The 15,920-nt window shown below is 61.2% G+C and carries 13 protein-coding genes; 8 read left to right on the forward strand and 5 right to left on the reverse strand.

The annotated features are described in order from the left end of the window. Nucleotides 1-11: 11 nt before the first annotated feature. From EHF44_RS00190 to waaC, 5 genes are all read right to left on the reverse strand, one after another. Entirely contained in the window at nucleotides 12-779 is a 768-nt protein-coding gene (locus tag EHF44_RS00190) for an amino acid ABC transporter permease (protein WP_017510553.1), read from the reverse strand. Beyond that, the gene (locus EHF44_RS00195; RefSeq protein ID WP_017510554.1) at nucleotides 776-1,513 is read right to left on the reverse strand and encodes an amino acid ABC transporter permease; all 738 of its coding nucleotides are present in this window, start codon (nucleotides 1,511-1,513) and stop codon (nucleotides 776-778) included. Before EHF44_RS00195 ends, EHF44_RS00190 begins: the two co-directional genes overlap by 4 nt. An 8-nt stretch (nucleotides 1,514-1,521) precedes the next feature. Next, nucleotides 1,522-2,898, reverse strand: coding sequence for an MmgE/PrpD family protein (locus tag EHF44_RS00200; RefSeq protein ID WP_017510555.1), 1,377 nt, complete (start codon nucleotides 2,896-2,898; stop codon nucleotides 1,522-1,524). A gap of 2 nt (nucleotides 2,899-2,900) precedes the next feature. Further along, nucleotides 2,901-3,725, reverse strand: coding sequence for a transporter substrate-binding domain-containing protein (locus EHF44_RS00205; protein WP_017510556.1), 825 nt, complete (start codon nucleotides 3,723-3,725; stop codon nucleotides 2,901-2,903). Nucleotides 3,726-4,773: 1,048 nt separating this feature from the next. After that, nucleotides 4,774-5,793 carry a lipopolysaccharide heptosyltransferase I gene (waaC, locus tag EHF44_RS00210; protein ID WP_017510559.1) on the reverse strand — a complete coding sequence of 340 codons (1,020 nt, stop codon included), beginning with the start codon at nucleotides 5,791-5,793 and terminating at the stop codon, nucleotides 4,774-4,776. An 833-nt stretch (nucleotides 5,794-6,626) separates the two neighbouring features. Here waaC and EHF44_RS00215 point away from each other — a divergent pair. The 8 genes from EHF44_RS00215 (at nucleotide 6,627) to EHF44_RS00250 (ending at nucleotide 15,863) form a co-directional block, all read left to right on the forward strand. Then, on the forward strand, nucleotides 6,627-7,901 hold the full coding sequence (locus tag EHF44_RS00215) for an HNH endonuclease (protein WP_124682090.1): 1,275 nt from the start codon (nucleotides 6,627-6,629) through the stop codon (nucleotides 7,899-7,901). Further along, nucleotides 7,898-10,042 carry a phage integrase family protein gene (locus EHF44_RS00220; RefSeq protein WP_124682091.1) on the forward strand — a complete coding sequence of 715 codons (2,145 nt, stop codon included), beginning with the start codon at nucleotides 7,898-7,900 and terminating at the stop codon, nucleotides 10,040-10,042. The genes EHF44_RS00215 and EHF44_RS00220 overlap by 4 nt, the downstream gene beginning before the upstream one ends. A 25-nt stretch (nucleotides 10,043-10,067) precedes the next feature. After that, nucleotides 10,068-10,397: a hypothetical protein gene (locus tag EHF44_RS00225; protein WP_124682092.1), complete on the forward strand. Its 330-nt coding sequence runs from the start codon at nucleotides 10,068-10,070 to the stop codon at nucleotides 10,395-10,397. A gap of 72 nt (nucleotides 10,398-10,469) precedes the next feature. After that, nucleotides 10,470-11,090, forward strand: coding sequence for a hypothetical protein (locus tag EHF44_RS00230; protein ID WP_124682093.1), 621 nt, complete (start codon nucleotides 10,470-10,472; stop codon nucleotides 11,088-11,090). Between the two features lie 114 nt (nucleotides 11,091-11,204). Then, nucleotides 11,205-12,014: a hypothetical protein gene (locus tag EHF44_RS00235; protein ID WP_011514858.1), complete on the forward strand. Its 810-nt coding sequence runs from the start codon at nucleotides 11,205-11,207 to the stop codon at nucleotides 12,012-12,014. A 57-nt stretch (nucleotides 12,015-12,071) separates the two neighbouring features. Next, on the forward strand, nucleotides 12,072-13,262 hold the full coding sequence (locus tag EHF44_RS00240; protein WP_017510562.1) for a PD-(D/E)XK nuclease family protein: 1,191 nt from the start codon (nucleotides 12,072-12,074) through the stop codon (nucleotides 13,260-13,262). Between the two features lie 107 nt (nucleotides 13,263-13,369). Continuing rightward, nucleotides 13,370-14,062: a hypothetical protein gene (locus EHF44_RS00245; protein ID WP_011514860.1), complete on the forward strand. Its 693-nt coding sequence runs from the start codon at nucleotides 13,370-13,372 to the stop codon at nucleotides 14,060-14,062. Nucleotides 14,063-14,387: 325 nt separating this feature from the next. Continuing rightward, on the forward strand, nucleotides 14,388-15,863 hold the full coding sequence (locus tag EHF44_RS00250; protein ID WP_124682094.1) for a hypothetical protein: 1,476 nt from the start codon (nucleotides 14,388-14,390) through the stop codon (nucleotides 15,861-15,863). The last annotated feature ends 57 nt before the right edge of the window (nucleotides 15,864-15,920 follow it).

Consider the following 15,920-nt stretch of genomic DNA (forward strand, 5'->3'; position numbering starts at 1 on the left):
ATTTTTATGTGTCATGCCACGGCGAAGCGGGCTTCGAGCCGTCTTGTCCAGCGCGCAATGGGCGCGCAATAGGCAAAGAAGAGAATGAGGAGGAGCCCATACACAGGCATGAGGAGTGCCGGGCTGTTCTCAGCCGACAACACGGCCCGTGCCACGGTCACGCTATCCTCGACGCCAACGATGGACACCAGCGGCGTGGCCATCATCAGGATGGCGTAGACGTTCATCCAAGGGGGAACCATCCGCTTGACGGCCTGGGGCAACACCACCAGACGAAGAATCTGCCAGCGGCTCAACGCCAAGGAGTCCGCGGCCTCCCACTGGCCGGAAGGAATCGACTGAATGCCGCCACGCACCACCTCGGAGACGTTCCCCATGACCGGTAGTGCAAGACCAATGATGCCTTTGGCCCAGCCAGGAAAGGGTATGTCCGTGCCCAAGAGCGTGAACTGGTTGGGGAGCAGTAAGACGCAGAAAAACAGCAGGACGAGCCATGGCGCATTGCGGAAGAACTGCGTCACCCACTGTGAAGCGACTCGAAGCTGGCGACGCTGCGCGATCTGCCCCAGTCCCAGCCCTGCGCCGAGGAGGGTTCCGATGGCCATCGATGCCGCGCTGATGCCTACGTCGACGGCGAAGCCTTGCAGGAGTAATGGGAGCCACTTGCCCAGCGCCGCGGCGCCGGCCTCACCATCCTTTGCCAGGGCGGAACCTGCGTAGGCCGAGAGCGCGAGCGCCGGCCACCATTTTGACGTTGCACACTTCATGTATGGGCTCATGCTTTTCCCCAGCCAGGTACTGCGACGGCATGCTCGATCCTGTGCATCAGCCAGGTGAAAACGCCAATAACGGCGATGTAGAAGACGAGGAGAAAGACCATCATCTCCAGCGCGTTCAAGCTTTCTGACCAGATTTGCGAGGACGCATAAAGCAGCTCAGGCACGGCAATGGCGAAGGCGTTGGTCGACGTCTTGATCAGGTTCACCAGGTTGTTATTCAGGCCGGCGAAGCTGATGCGCAACGACAGCGGCAGCACCACCTTGCGAAACGTCTGACCCTTGTTCATCCCAAGTGCATCGGCTGCTTCAAGCGTAGAGTTGGGGACGGCCTCCATGCCAGCACGAAAGATTTCCACGTTGAACGCACCGGCATAGAACGTCAGCGAGACGATCGCCCAAGTTACGTTGCTCAGGACGGGGGAGGTGCCGCCGAGCAAACCGGTTAGCGCAGGGCCCAGCGCAAAGTAGAAAAAATAGAGCTGGACAAGCGGGGGCGTGTTTCGGAAAGCCTGCACGTAGAGGTCGACGGCACTCCTGGCGAATTTTCCACCCGAAAACTGGAGGTAGGCGCCGATCGCCCCCACAACCAGGCTTCCCACGATCGACGCCACCGACAGCCAGGCGGTGTAGCGTATGCCCTGGAGAAGAAGCTCCTTGTCGAACTGGTCGTAAAAGAACGAGAAATTGATGCCTTGAGTGCTGTTTAGGCCGCGAAAGAGTTCTGCGATGTCCATCTTGCCTCCTAGGCGTGCGCAGCTGGTCGCAGAAGATCGCGCGCTTCAGGCAGACTGGCTATGCTCATCAGCCGATCCCACAATGCCTCGCGGCCAGAAGCTTCCAGCACTTGCGCCGTGCAGTCCTTGAACTTCGTGCACAAGGTGTCGATCGACGCGGGCTTTTGGGGCATGCCTTCGGCCGCAAGAATGGTCTCGCTGTAGCGTTCGCCGTTGGCGAGCGTAATTTCAACGCTGGCACCTTCCGGATAGTCTGCCCGCTCGCGCGGATCCACGAGTTCCGCATCGGCAATCATTTCGATGTGCGTCATCAGAACGCGAAGTCGTTCGTCGCGCAGCGTTTCCATATTGAGATGGTTGATAGAGACCGGCCCGTACAACAGCGCGCAGGCGATCGCGAACGTCATCGAGAACTGAGCTTCTGACGGCGCCGTCGGTTCCAGATATGGCAGGCAGCTAGCGGCCAGCGGCGTGGTTCGACAACGGATCCGGACGATATCGGCGACACGCGGTCGCAAGGTGGTGGCAATCATCAGCGTGGCCTCGATCGCGGCCTGAGTCGCGGAGCACAGGGGGTATAGCTTGAAAGCGATTCCTGGTGAAATCAGTGCAAAGCGGGTTCCAAGTCCGGCGATGGCGTCTTCATGAAACCGTCCGCCGTTCACCGTATTAATGAAGCCGAAAGCGTGATGTGTGGTATTGGTGCTCCCCGCGATGCCGGCCTTGGCCGCAAGCGCCATCTCGACGCCCAGTCGGGCTGCCATACCGCAGAGGAACGGTTTGCCGGTGGAGCCGTGTGTCGCGCGCAGCCCCAGGGGAATGTTCATCGAGAGACGAATGGCGTTCGCGACTTCCTCCACGCCTAAACCGTAGAGCTTGCAAGCCCCGACGGTCGCCCCCAGGATGCCCAACGTCGCCGTCGTCCAGTGTCCGCGGGCGTACAGCGTCTCGGTGAGCGCCAGGCCCAGGGTGTACTCGACTTCGGCTGCACAGATGAACGCTTCCAGCAGTTGGCGGCCGTTGGCACCGATTTCCTCGGCGACAGCCAAAACGGCAGGAAGTATGACGGCAGACCCATGGACGATTCCAGCGTAGCTTGTGTCGTCAAAGTCCAGGACATGCGAGGCCACTGCATTCAGGTACGCTGCTGACGGTGCATCAGCAGTCGCGCCCGTGCCGATAACCGTGCAACCGCCTTGATGAAATCCAGTGCGGGAACAAAGGCCGTAGGTCTCAGTGCGCGACCCGGCGTGAGCGACGCCCATGACGTCTGCAATACATAGCGTGGCTGCGCCGATGGCGCCTGCCGGTGCTTGATCGATGGAGAAACGGTGTACCCATCGGGCGATGGTCGTTTCCAGGTCCATTTGGTCGGCTTCCAGCATTGTCACTTTCCTGCAGCCAACTTCGTCTGGTTTTCCTTCAGGAACTCGGTGGGCTTGAGACCCCACTTCTTTTCCTCTTCGATCAGATAGCCGCTTGCGTGCCACTGTGTCACGGTCTTGCGTACGAAGTCGCCGTATGCCGTGTTGAGTTCACCGATGGGGACAGCGATTGCCCAGGGTTGAAGGTCCTGAACGGGCAACGGCGTCGTGTAGTCATTCCACTTCGCTTCGCCGCTTGAAATGATGGAGGCCAGGAGGGTGCTGTCCTGCACGAAGCCGACGCAGGAGCCCGTCAACAAGGCGTTCAGTGCTTCGACGTTCCCAGGGAATGCCACGATGTTCGCCCCGTACTTCTGCGCCACTGCCCGGTTGTAGTACGCGCCTTGCGTGCCACAAATGTCTTTGCCTCGGACATCTTCCCAAGTCTTGATGCCGGCGGACTTTCGGGCGAGCAGGCTCGTCCCGCCTGCGTAATAGAAGGGCTCGATGACGCCGACCACTTTCCGACGTTGGTCGTTGACCGACATGGTGGCAATCATGAGATCGATGCGGCCTTGCTGCAGGAACTCGATGCGGTTGGCGGTCTGGACCGGAACCAGTTCCAGCTTTACCTTCAGTTTCTGCGCCAGATCTGCAGCCAAGTCCGGTTCCAGGCCAACGACGGCACCCTTCGGATCGAGGTACCCGAACGGTTTGTAGTCGGTCTTCACGCCAACGCGTAGCACACCGGAGTTCTTAATACGATCCAGCGCGGGGCTTTGTGCATAGGCCTGAACCACAGTCAAAGCGGACAGGGCGGCGGTTGCCCATACGATCAGTTTCCTCATTGTCTTGTCTCCTTTTTTAATACCGCCAGAATGGCGGTGCGCTGTCGCGCGGTGTCAGGCGGCAGGCAGGGCGGATCGAAGCACAATGGCGTTGATCGGAGGCCGGAAAATCTGCCGCGTGATTTCAGTTTATGGGCTGTTGCATAAGCCAAGGGCGGTCGGCGTCCCGTATCAGGAAATCTAATACTGGCTAGCTGCAAGGCGTGCTAGTGGGGGAGGTCAATGCGGGTTTACCGAATTGGTGGATTCCCTATCTGATAGGAGGGTCACGGCAAGCACGGCTGCGCTTCCTGCGTGGTGCATAAGGCGGTGGGGGATTTTGGGGTCAGCGTGTGAGTAGATTGCGCTCAGGGTGGCAGGTCTGAATGGGCAAGCGCGACCTCGGAATTCTCCCTATCCGACGTGGGTGGGTGGAAGAAGTTGCCTAGGATATTGAACGAGTAAACCTTGGCGGTAGACCGCCAGCGGAAGGTGAGGGCCAATGTTGGACTGTGTCCCCCTGTCCCGTTAGGCACCCGGCAGGTCTGCAAAGGGCGCGTTGATCCGCGAGAGGTTGGCGACCGCGCCTTTGAATGCAGGGTTCAATCGACATCCGGGAAGAGGCGTGCTTGCGTCCGGTGTTCTCTGCCGACGTCAGAAGCCGGGCAGGGGCACGAGCGGCGGCATTTTTCCCAAAGCAGGCCAAAACGCGAGAAGGGCGGGTGCCGAGAGATCGAAATCGATCTTTGCTTTTCGCTGGAATAAGGCGAGCTGCATGATGGGCATTGAGGCGATGTGGCGAAACTGTCCTTCTAGAGTATGCGCCAGTAGGCCATGTCAAGTGCGCGTTGTCCTGTGCAACAGCGTGGGATGCGATCCTTCTACCATGGCAGGGTGCATTTGCTTCGCCGAGCTTTTGCAGGGAACAGGAAGACGCCGTGGCGCCGCGGTCTGGGCTAACCCGCGCTTCGCACTACCTGATCTGCAGGATGATCCAGCGCCAGCCGTTCATGCTTGACCTCGTCACCATGAACGGCAATACGACGATCGCGGATTTCGAATACTGGCGTTACGTCGATGCGCTGCCGGCGGCCTGAAGCGGTGCGCTGCCCGCGGGCACCGGACTGGCATGGGTGACGTAGTGGATTGCCTGCAGCACCCCGTCGACCGAAGGCGGTGCGCCGTTATCGCCGACCGACACCGACTGGCCTGGCTTGTTGACGCCAAAATGCGGACGCGATGTCGCGGTGAACAGCATCACCGTTGGCTTGCCAAGCGCGTCCGCCAGATGCACGAAGCCGGTGTCCATGCCGACAACCAGTGACGCCGCGTCGACGCGCTGCGCACACTCGGTGATCGACATGCGGGGCAGCACCTCGGCGCCGGGGATGGCCGCAGCCAGCGCCTGGGCTTCCTGCTGCTCCTTCTGCGAGCCCCAGGGCAACTGCACGCGATAGCCGCGCCGGGCCAGCTGATGCCCAACTTCCACCCAGTTCGCCTGTGGCCATTTCTTGATTTCGAGTGACGTCGCGTGGAACAGCAGCGCACGTGGCACGCCGTCGGCATTCAGCGGCGTGGCCGGTGCCGGCACCCGAAGCTCGGCCGTTTCGTGCGGCTCGATGTCGTAGCCCAGCGCGTTGGCCACCACCATGCGCATTTTCTGCCGGCAGTTGGCATCGCCATGCGGCCCGAAAATCTCGGTGTAGGCGAACACCGCCTTTGCTTCGCCAAGGAACTCGGCGGCATAGCCGAGGCGCCGCTTTGTCCGGGCGAGCCTGGCCGCAATGGCACTCTTGTAGACACCGTGAACGTCAATGGCCACGTCATAGCGCTCGCGGCGCAGCGACATCAGTGCGCTGAATATGCCGCGCAGGTCGCGCCATTTGCGGCCATTCTTCTTGAACTGGCGCAGGGGCGGCGCAATGACACGATCGACGCCTACCGCCCAGTTGGGGATATCCGCGCACGACGCGTCGGCAATCCAGTCGATTTTGGCTTCCGGATAGGCGCGCCGCAGGTCGTACAGCAGCGGCAGGGTATGCACCATGTCGCCAAGCGACGTGATCTTGATTACCAGGATGCGCTTCATGCGGGGGACGGCTTGATTGAGCGAGCGCGGCCGGATCTGCCCGCGGCGGGCCAGTATGCCCCAGGCCGCCGCTCCAGCGCGTGACAATTGCGTAATGAACGACACACTCTCAGCTCGCCATTCGGCCCTGCGTCGAGCGGGCCGTTGGCGCGTTGTTTACAGGGCAGGCTGGTCCGGTCAAAAAGTGCGTACTTCGGTATTGCGCTTCGTACCCTTGGTAAGCGTTGGCGTCGCCATCCGCAGAATGCGCCTCTGCAGACCGCGACAAGGCCGGAGCCTACCGGCAGTTTTCCGAATTGTTCACTATCGTGCCTCCGGAGACTCCTCGCCGTGAAAGGCATTGCGCTTCCATTGGGCGCGAGGTTGCTGCACCCAAAAAGGCTCACTCGAAAATTCCTGCCTTGCCCCTGGACGGGTTGGCGGGCGACGCCGCCTTCAAAATGCGCCTGGACACGCCGCACTCCCCAAACCCTTCTATATATAGAGGGCGGGAAACTCGCCGGCGCAGTCGTCGCGCCGCCCGCCGCCCGCCTCCCTCGTCGGCCCGTCATCTCGCGCAGCATCGGCATCGGCGGGCTGAGGTTGGCGCGATCCCCGTCTCAAACTAAATGGGCACACTTGCAAAATGCCTCATAAGGTACTTTTCGTGCCAGTCCCCGCCAAAAATGCACTTTTTATGTGTGCATGATAACTACACTTATCAAGCATAGAAAAAATAAGGTACGGGTCACCTAGTATCCCGCACAGGGCAGGGCCTATAATGTGACCCATTCGCGCGTGACCCGCGCCGGCGCTGGGCTGGCGGGTGGCAGCGCCCACCGACCCTGAACCACATGGACCGCGATCCCGACACTCTGCAGCAGGTCACCCAATCCCACCTGGAGGCCGCCGCCGACGCATGGCAGGCGGGCGAGCGGGTCCCCGGGCTGGCGTCACATTCGCCGTGGGAGGCGCTGATCGCGGGGCAGTGGTATCCGAACAAGGCCATTCTGGCGCTCGCGCACCGCCTGGCGGGTTTCGGCGACCTCACGGCAAAAACGCTGGCCGGCGCCGCCGTCCGCCGGCGACTGGTGGCGCTGGATATCCCGCTGCGGAATGCCAGACAGGAGACGAGCTCCGACACGCGTCCGGATTGGTCGCGGCTCCAGGCGCACCACGTGGAAGCCGGCGCCGCCGAACTGTCCCGGGAACTGGAACACTTGATCTCGATAAAACAGATTGCCCACAAGCCGCACGAGACCGGCTGGCGGGTAGGCGTGAATGGGCTCTGGATCGGGCCATATACGCTTGGCACCGCGGCCTGTGACGTGGCGGGGCTGCGTTTCGAGCGGGAGATGACACCCGTCGAATATGCGCAGTACCGCGCGCACCTGGAGTCGCTCGGCTTTCCGGTGAAACGTGGCCGGACACCGACCCGCACCAAACCCACCTGGGGCGCCGGCGAATTGCGCGCCGCGGCAGCGGCGCTGGTCGGGAGGGATCTTGAAGCCGCAGACGCCGCCGAAGGCGAAAGCGAACCGCTCCAAGTGGTCCTGGACGGCCGGGCGTACCCAGCGTCCGACCTGCTCGGTCTGCCGGCCGGCCAAACGCCCTCTGCGCAAGACCTGACCGCGATCGCCGAAGCCGGGGGCGCCTTGCGTGCCGCTCCTGACCCTGTTGACGACGCGCTGGAAGCCTTGGCCGCCCAGAGCGGGTTGCCCACGGAAGCGGCGCGTCAGGTGCGGGGCCGGATCGGGCAGGGACGGTTCCGCGACGCGCTGCTCCAGGTCCACGGCCGCTGCGTCCTGACCGGCATCGCGACCCCGGCCGTCCTGCGCGCGGCGCACATTCATCGCTGGGCGGACTGCGCCGACACACCGACCGCCCGCCACGACATTGACAACGGCCTGCTGCTGGCCGCGAACCTCGACTGCCTGTTCGAGACCGGGCTGATCGCCTTCCACGACGACGGCCAGATCCTGATTTCACCCGAACTGGACGAAGCCGCGCGTGACGCGCTGGGCCTCAGACCGGAACTGCGGCTGGCGGTCGTACCATCGGCTGGCCAGCGCGGTTACCTCGCCAAGCACCGCGCACGCACCCGGGCCATGCGCGGGGCTTCGGCATGACGGCGCCGGCGACTGCCGTCGATACGCCCCTGCGGCGACGCCGGTCCGTCACGCGCCGGCAGCTGCATCGCGGACACTTCGGGTTCCTGCGGGCCATCATCCAGGGGCTGCACGCGCGGGCCATGTGGGAACGCTATCTGATGGAGGAGGGCGAGATCGAGGCCGATCAGGAGTTGCTGGCCCGATCCCCGGAGGGCGAGGAGAGCGAGGCGGCCAACGACGAAGCGGATCCCGCCGCCCGCGCGTTCGCCACCCACCCCAAGGTCCGCCGGGTCACGGCGTGGCTGCGCAGCGAGCTCATCGCTGCGGCAACCCGGGCCCAGCGCCCCGGTACCGCCCGCCGTTTGAAGCTGGAAGCCCGGGACCTGCGGAAGATCGGCCAGAAGGGGCTGGGCCTGCCGTCGCTCGAGGAATTTGTGGCCGAGACCGGCATGGACGGCTTTGGCGAGTCCGAGCAACTGGCCGCCTACGAGGAGCGCTATGGCAACGCCCTCAAACGGGAATCCAAGCGCGCCAGGATGATGCGTCGCCAGCTCGAGGCGATCGACTGGCTCGAAGAACGGTACGCCCAGCCCGTCCTCGCCGGCGACGCTTGCCGGGCGTGGCTGGCCGAGCCCCTCGCGGAGCGCCTGGAGGCGGCCGGGGCCCTGACGCTCGCAGATCTGCTCGATCGCATCGATGGACTGGGCACCGGCTGGGCCCGCGGCCTGCCAGCGATCGGCGCCGGCAAGGCAAGGGCGATCGAAGCCTTCCTGGCCACCCACGCCGAGACGCTGGGCCGGGTGATCGGCAACCACGTGGCGGTGCCGCGCAGGAAGCGTTATGCGCATGAGATGGCCACGGTCGTTCCCCGCGGCAAGGAAAACGCCCTGGTCCCGCTCGACAAGCTGCTGCTGCCCGCCCATCTGGACGGTCGGGACGGCGCCTACCGCCTGCCGCAGGCCCGCTGCCTCATCAACGCCCACAACGACTACGAAGCCGTGCTGTCCTGGCTCCGGTCCAAACCCGGCCTGGCGCCGGATCGGATCTTGCGCCTGCGGGAAAAGCGCAAGGATGTCGGCACAGGGCAGGGGCCCTACGACTGGCTGCATTACCTGTCGAATACCCAGCGCGCGTACCGGAAGGAGGCGGAGCGCTTCCTCCTGTGGTCGATGTTGGCCCGCGGGAAGCCCCTGTCCTCCATGGACACGGACGATTGCATGGCCTACCGGGACTTCCTCGCCGACCCGCCGAAGGAATGGTGTGGCCCGCGCTCGCGGGAACGATGGACACCCCTGTGGAGGCCTTTCGAGGGACCGCTCAATCCCCGTGCCCAAGGCTACGCGATCGGTGTGCTGACCAATCTCTACACCTACCTGAACGCCAAGAACTACCTGGCGGGCAACCCGTGGCAGGGCATCCACGTGCCGACGAGCGCCAAACCCGAACTGGACGTCAGCCGCAGCCTGACCGAAGACCAGTGGGCCTTCGTCAAAGGGTGTCTCGCCCGCCTGCCGGCGACGTCCATCCATCGCCGGTTGCAGGTTGCCTTGCCCCTGCTGTACGCGACGGGCCTGCGCCTGTCGGAGCTGGTCGCCGCCAGCACGGATGACCTGGAGTGGGTGAGCCTCGCCCAACCCGGTACCGGCGAGCGGGAGGAGGGCTGGTGGCTCACGGTGATCGGCAAGGGAAACAAGCTGCGCCGCGTGCCGGTACCGGACGCCACGGTCAACGCCTTGGGCGGGTACCTGGAATCGCGCGGATTCGCCAGTGATCCTGCCCGGTGCCGCGGGGTGGCGCTGCTAGGCCACGCAACCGACCAGGTCGAACGGGCAGGGGGCTGGGCAAAGGTGGACATGGCTCCCGCCGAGGCAGGATTGGCGGCAACCACGTTGTACCGGCAGATCAAGCGGTTCTTCCAGGCCTGTGCGACCGAATTGGAAGCGGTCGACGCCCGGGGCGCTGCGCGCCTCGCGGCAGCCAGCACGCACTGGATGCGGCACACCCATATTTCCCATGCATTGGCCGCTGGCGCACCGCTCGAGGCCGTCAAGCAAAACGCGGGGCACGCATCGCTTGATACCACCACCCGCTACGTCACGACCGAGGACGCCCGCCGCCGAGCTGCAATGAGGAAGTTCTGGGATTCGCAATCAACGTAATTGAAATCAACCTATGGGGGAAGCGATGTTCGAAGTTCGTCGAGCACGCCTGCTAGCGAAGATGCTAGCGCGTGCCTACCGCATTGAAATGCGGCTCGGCAAGAGGCTGGTCACTACCGTCAGCGGCTGGGCTTTACAACGTCGCACAGTGAGCGTGGACATTGCAGAGACCGCGTGGGTTGCTAGTGACAAGCCTCGCGTGCGCCTAGTCGTTGACTTCATCAACGAGCGCATCGAAGTTCGGCAGTACGCAAGTGGCAGAGGCGACGAACTGAAGTTCATGGTTACGTCACTTGAGCAGTTCAACACCGTTGGCCACCAAATCGTCGCGTACCTGGTACGCACCTTCCCCTAAGTTATTGGGGGTTGGAAGATCGGTACTGCCAACAGCTTGATTCGGGTCCACGATAGACAAAGGGCAGGGGACATGAAAGAAGACATTCTGGAGCAGATGGTCGACGAGTACCTCCAGCACAAGGGGTATTTCACCCAGCACAACCTGAAGTTCCGACCAGCCAAAGACCATGTCGACTATGTCGCCCAAGCCGATGCGGTTCACAGCGACGTCGACGTGATCGGCATTCACCCGCTAATGCAGGGGCCCGAACGGGTGGTGGTAGTCAGTTGCAAGAGCTGGCAGCAAGGCTTCAGCCCGCAGTATTGGAGTGATGCGATCGCCAAGAACAAGAAGGTGAATGGTAGGGAAGCATGGCTGGCATTTCGCGAGCTCGCCAGGCCGAAATGGGCGCAGGCGTTTCGCGCTGAGGTGGAGCGAGCCACGGGCGCAAAGGCATTCACGTACGTAACGGCCGTGACGCGGCTCACTGCCCAAGCAGATCGGACTGCTTGGGAACAGCACCCAGAGTTCCGCCAGAGCTTGAATGGAAACCCCATCAGGATACTGACGTTCGACGATATGTTGAGTGAGCTATTTCCGACGATCAACCAGACAGTCGCCTCCTCACAACTCGGTCGCCTGCTTCAACTGATCAAGGCATCAGGTTGGGCGCTAGCTTCGAGGAATGAAAATGGGCCATCCTTGGTCTAGGTCACGGTCACTGCCAAAGCCTCGCGCCGTACTCCGGACGTGTCATGATCGCCGATCGCCGCGCGGCAATTCAGTTACATTGCGCCTAACCGTACTAGCTGACAATTGACCCTAATGAATACCAAGGTTTTTGACTGGAGAATGCGCCGGAACTGGCTGGCTAGCATCCGCCACTATGCAGGCCATGTGCTAACCGTCGAACTGCGACAGCATCTCTCGCAAGAGCGGCCGAAATGCTGGTCGGACGACTTTGCCTGGCTACCCGACTCGGAATACGTCCTACCCGAATTCGTCGCTGGCTTAACCAGCTACTACACGCATTTCAAGGGCTTTCATGGCTGCCGCCCGTTGAAGCTGGCCAGCTACTACGAGCGCGGCTTGCTCGGGCAAGACAGCGAACTTCTTTGCGACGCGTTCCGCGAGATTTTTTCGGATGTACCCAAGGAGGACGTGGATAGTGCCATCAAGCAGTTCGCCGACCGCAGCGATAGGGAGCGGGGCAAAATGTGGCTCGTGGGAAGTGACGAATTTCTAGTAAAACAATGCGGCCATTACCTCATCCAAGGTAGTGAATATTTGATGGCGCTCGCGGCGCATCTGGGCCGTCCCCTGAGTGGTGAAGACTACCGCTTCCGGCTTCGCAACTATGGCATCCCGACAATTCTGGAGGTCGATGTCCCAGTAGGCCTCGTGCCTGCGGCGCAGCATGTTGAAGTGGCGAAGATGATCTTGTCCGAGTGGGGGCAACTAGCCGCTCGGCGCCCCTTGGGTTTTGGGGGTGAGCCCCCCTGCTATGTCGTTCGCCAAGACATCCCCCCCGATTGCGTTCAGGGCCATTACCATCCCAAACAGATTGTTGACCCCCATCAGGGAAACCGGCCGTACATCAATGGCCTGCTGACCTGCGATGTGTGCGGCGGGTAAATCCGCCGCCAAGCGTGTGGCGACAACACAGACCGGCTTTGAAGAGATACGAGACTAATGGAGCAACTTGCACAGGTTTTGAGGCAGATCGGGGACCTGCCCCAGATGGAATCGCCGGAACTCAACTTCTACGCGGTTGGCGGCGCGGGGTATTTGGAGAACCCTACGTCCGACCTGATGGCTCTTTTCATGGGTGCGGAACCACAAGCGCCGCGATGGCTAGCAAAAGCACTTCTATCGTGTCTCGCAAATAGAGGCCTGGCTGAAGGGATCATAGTCGAGTCGGTCGACTGGGACGGCGTTACCGCTGAACGGGAAGTTGCCCAGACCGATCAAGAGAGTGATTCTGTAAAACGCCTTGATCTCGTGATTTCTGACGGGGACTTCGTTCTGGGCATCGAGAATAAGGTCTACGCCACCGCACGCGGAAACCCGTTCCACGTTTACGACCGGCTGCTTGCTGAACGCGCAGCCGGTGGGCCAATTATCAAATGCGTACTCCGCCCGACCGATAGGACCTCCGATGTTCCATTGGGATGGCCGGTGGTCACCTATCCCGATCTCGTGAAGACAGCGCTCGATCTTCTAGGCCAGGAATTCGTTCGGGCACCGGTATCAAAGTGGCACTTTTTCTACAGAGAATTTCTCAACCACCTAGAGTCACTCGCCAACCCAGAGAGCGGCACCATAATGTCAGACGCAGCATTCAGCTTTGCCCTGAAAAACTTCCATGCACTTAGCCAGGCCGCCGATCTCCTAGGCGAGTTCAAATCGCAGCTTGAGCACGATGCCACGGCACGCGTGCGAGAACGTCTATCGGCTATGACACTAGAAGGGTCCGTCGCGCTGACTTCGAAACAGCAGGTCTGGCGATCCCTTAACCAGCATGTAGTCGAGATTTATCCTGCTAGCTGGGGAAAATATTCGAAGGTGGTACTGGCTTATGGTGAAGATGAAACGGATGAAGATCATGCGCTGTACTTCTACGTTCTCGGCTACATCAGCTTCGGTACCGAAAAGCAAAGCATCGAAGAGATCAAACAAAGGTTTTACGCCGACACGAAGAACGAAGTCAGTTCATGGCGTACCCACTCGGACCCGGCAGACAATTTGTTTGAGGAGGGTCGATCGACCAAGTATCTCGGAATCAGCGGCATGCCCAAGGATGCGACGCTGAGCGGGGCGTTGCAAGCGCTGGAAGACCTTGCAGCCTGGATGCAGCAGTTTGTATTCACCCCGGCGCAATGACTTCGGCAATTAAGCCCGGCGCGACGGAGGTAATCTAGCCGCCCCCCATGTGCGCCCTGTGACACAGATCAAGACCAACCATCACCAGAATCGCAAGACGATCAACAATGACGAATTCTCTCATTCGACCCACAGTCGGCGAGGTGTATCAACTCCTCCAAGGCGTCAGTGGCCTGCTCGTACATTTTTCTGGGGCGCCGAAAGGCGCGGGGAAAACTGACGCTGAAAGATTGTGGTTCCCTGACGACCTGCAGAAGGTACTTGACGGGAAAGCGCAAGGAGGACTCTCCGCGTCGGTGGTCATGCCAGGCGACCGGTTTGGGCAACACTATGCGAGCAATGCGGTTGGTTGCGTTGGTGTGATTCTCGGCCTGCACTCTCCGCAATCCCTACGGTGTGCAGATGCGGCAGATTGTGGCTCGTGGACTGACCAGACGGGAAGCCGAATGTGCGACGCGCCAGCGAGCCTCTCAATTCAAGAATTGGCGCTGACGATTTCCAATCGGCGCCAAGGTTGCTACAACGAATGGGTGATTGCCGACTACATCCCGCTTGGAATTCTCGCGATGCCTCCGTTTGAGGTGCGAACCGGAGGGTCGCCTTCTGACTTGCCAGGCGGCGGCGACCTTTCGCCCGAACTCGCCGGAGACAGCCCCGTTGAGGTTCCAAAGTTTCTCGATCTGGCAAGCGTGCGCAGGGTCTTTCCGAGTCAGCCGCTCTACACGATGACTGGAGAAGGCATTGCCTTGGTAGGGCCAGACGACAGTACCTCAATCATTCTTCACGACCAGATCTATTGAGCAGGGGCGGGCCAGCCAATGGCGGCATGACATGGCAGGGGAACGGCCGGTCACCCAGACCAATGATCAGACCACTTGATCTTCTGCCGACGATGAGTATCATGCTTGGAGCGCTGCCCAAGCCTTCCGTGCACCCGCCGACTCGGCGGATGGTAAAACAGGGCCTATTCCACCTCCTCATTCTCGTGCTGACTTCTGTCGCGGCCGAGGCAATGTGCACACCTCTCACGCCGCGCAAAATGGAAGACTCAGCATGCCTGCTCTTGCACACCCCTATGGGTCCAACGGGTTCTGGAACGATCTGGCCAGACGACTCGAGCCTTTCTTGGGCAACGTCAAAGTCTGTCTGGGTGGGAATTGGTACGACCGCTTCGAAGACCTGTTCACCAAGCCTGATTTCGAGACTGTCGCAATCGCCGAAGGCGGTCTGCCCCAAGCACGCTATCTGATTGAGCTGCAAAACTCAGCAGATGTCCTGGCGAGTCGCTACGACTGGCTAATGGCAGGAGCATCGGAGGCAGAGTGTGTCGCCGCTCTGCTAGATATGTGTCGAGACTCCGATCAATGGCCAACCGCTATATCTCGAGCCCACAATATCCTTGCATTCTCGCGCGACAACGTCCCGTTTGCAGAGATTAGACCAGTCCCTGAGCCGCCTCGCTGGTCCAGCGCGACACTTGACCGCGCCGAGCACGCGCTAGGTCGGTTGCACAAGAACGGCGACTCGGAAAAGGAGTTCGCCAATCGAATCAAGCGATGGCCGGGATTCGAATCAGTCCAGGTAGGTGATCGCGAGCAAACGACGCCGCAGTGGGGTCACTGGCCTAGCCCGGCGGAGTGGCTGATATTGGCTCGACAGCTTCTCAGCATCGCGGGAGCAACCGAAGCCGGCACTGCGCAAGCGCAGGCGCTGGTTGCCGCCATCTTTGACGTGGCCAGCTGGCATCACCTTTGCGGGCTGATGCCTGGTTGTCGCGATGCCCAGTGGTGGGCATTGCAGGGCCCGTTTTTAACTTCTCTCGGACGGAATTCTGAGGACGAACGGGTGTTCCCTGGCCCTGTAGAGGCCTTCATGGATTTCATTACTCGCGGGACAAAGCTTAGTCCTGATGATGGCCCTTGGACCGCCCGTATAAGCTGGCCTTTGGAAATGCCCTATATAACGCTTGAATCCGAACGCCGCCACGATGGAGGGCCCTATCCGTTGCCAATTTTGGGGGCGAGCATGGAGGCGGTGTGCCATACCTCTGCTAGACCAGAGAGCCTTGCTGCCATAGCGTCGCCACTGAGCACTAACGACCTTGAAGGGGTGTTAGCGTGCTTTGTGATCGACCCTAACGACGACAGCTACTCCACCCGCATTTTCCACAGAGCGAACTTTGGTGGGCTGCTCTGCAAAGGCTTCGTTACGAGCGATGGCCCATATATCACTTGCGGAGACGGCTGGATGGACAGCACTCCGCTCGGCGTCTCGATGCTTCGGAAGTTTCAGCCCCATCCAAAGAATGGCCGCCCCCAGAAAGAGGGATGGTGGCTGGTGAAGTACTCCAGTGAGGCCAGGGTTGATCTGACGCGGTTCTCGGAAACACAGATCCAGCAGCTCAGTAAAGAGTTTGGCATCGTGGTTGCCGGTGAAGCCGAGTACGGGGACGACGAAGAGCGGTTCTTTTCCTCACCTGCCTGGTCAGCTCTGCAGGACTGGGCACGGTCACACCCTGAGTTGGCGAAAGACTTAGCCGAAGGGGCGTCCTACTTACCAGGCTGGTACCAGCGAGCAAAGCGCAAGGCGGCGTTGCACTGATCTCCGGTCAGCATTCTGGATGTACATGCGCGAGAGAGGGGTAAGGGAGGCAAGGCC

It is taken from the genome of Cupriavidus pauculus, assembly GCF_003854935.1.
GTDB lineage: Bacteria > Pseudomonadota > Gammaproteobacteria > Burkholderiales > Burkholderiaceae > Cupriavidus > Cupriavidus pauculus_C.

Coding starts and splice junctions, on each gene's coding strand:
- EHF44_RS00190 (WP_017510553.1), bottom strand. CDS start 779: ATGAGCCCATACATGAAGTGTGCAACGTCAAAATGGTGGCCGGCGCTC.
- EHF44_RS00195 (WP_017510554.1), bottom strand. CDS start 1,513: ATGGACATCGCAGAACTCTTTCGCGGCCTAAACAGCACTCAAGGCATC.
- EHF44_RS00200 (WP_017510555.1), bottom strand. CDS start 2,898: ATGCTGGAAGCCGACCAAATGGACCTGGAAACGACCATCGCCCGATGG.
- EHF44_RS00205 (WP_017510556.1), bottom strand. CDS start 3,725: ATGAGGAAACTGATCGTATGGGCAACCGCCGCCCTGTCCGCTTTGACT.
- waaC (WP_017510559.1), bottom strand. CDS start 5,793: ATGAAGCGCATCCTGGTAATCAAGATCACGTCGCTTGGCGACATGGTG.
- EHF44_RS00215 (WP_124682090.1), top strand. CDS start 6,627: ATGGACCGCGATCCCGACACTCTGCAGCAGGTCACCCAATCCCACCTG.
- EHF44_RS00220 (WP_124682091.1), top strand. CDS start 7,898: ATGACGGCGCCGGCGACTGCCGTCGATACGCCCCTGCGGCGACGCCGG.
- EHF44_RS00225 (WP_124682092.1), top strand. CDS start 10,068: ATGTTCGAAGTTCGTCGAGCACGCCTGCTAGCGAAGATGCTAGCGCGT.
- EHF44_RS00230 (WP_124682093.1), top strand. CDS start 10,470: ATGAAAGAAGACATTCTGGAGCAGATGGTCGACGAGTACCTCCAGCAC.
- EHF44_RS00235 (WP_011514858.1), top strand. CDS start 11,205: ATGAATACCAAGGTTTTTGACTGGAGAATGCGCCGGAACTGGCTGGCT.
- EHF44_RS00240 (WP_017510562.1), top strand. CDS start 12,072: ATGGAGCAACTTGCACAGGTTTTGAGGCAGATCGGGGACCTGCCCCAG.
- EHF44_RS00245 (WP_011514860.1), top strand. CDS start 13,370: ATGACGAATTCTCTCATTCGACCCACAGTCGGCGAGGTGTATCAACTC.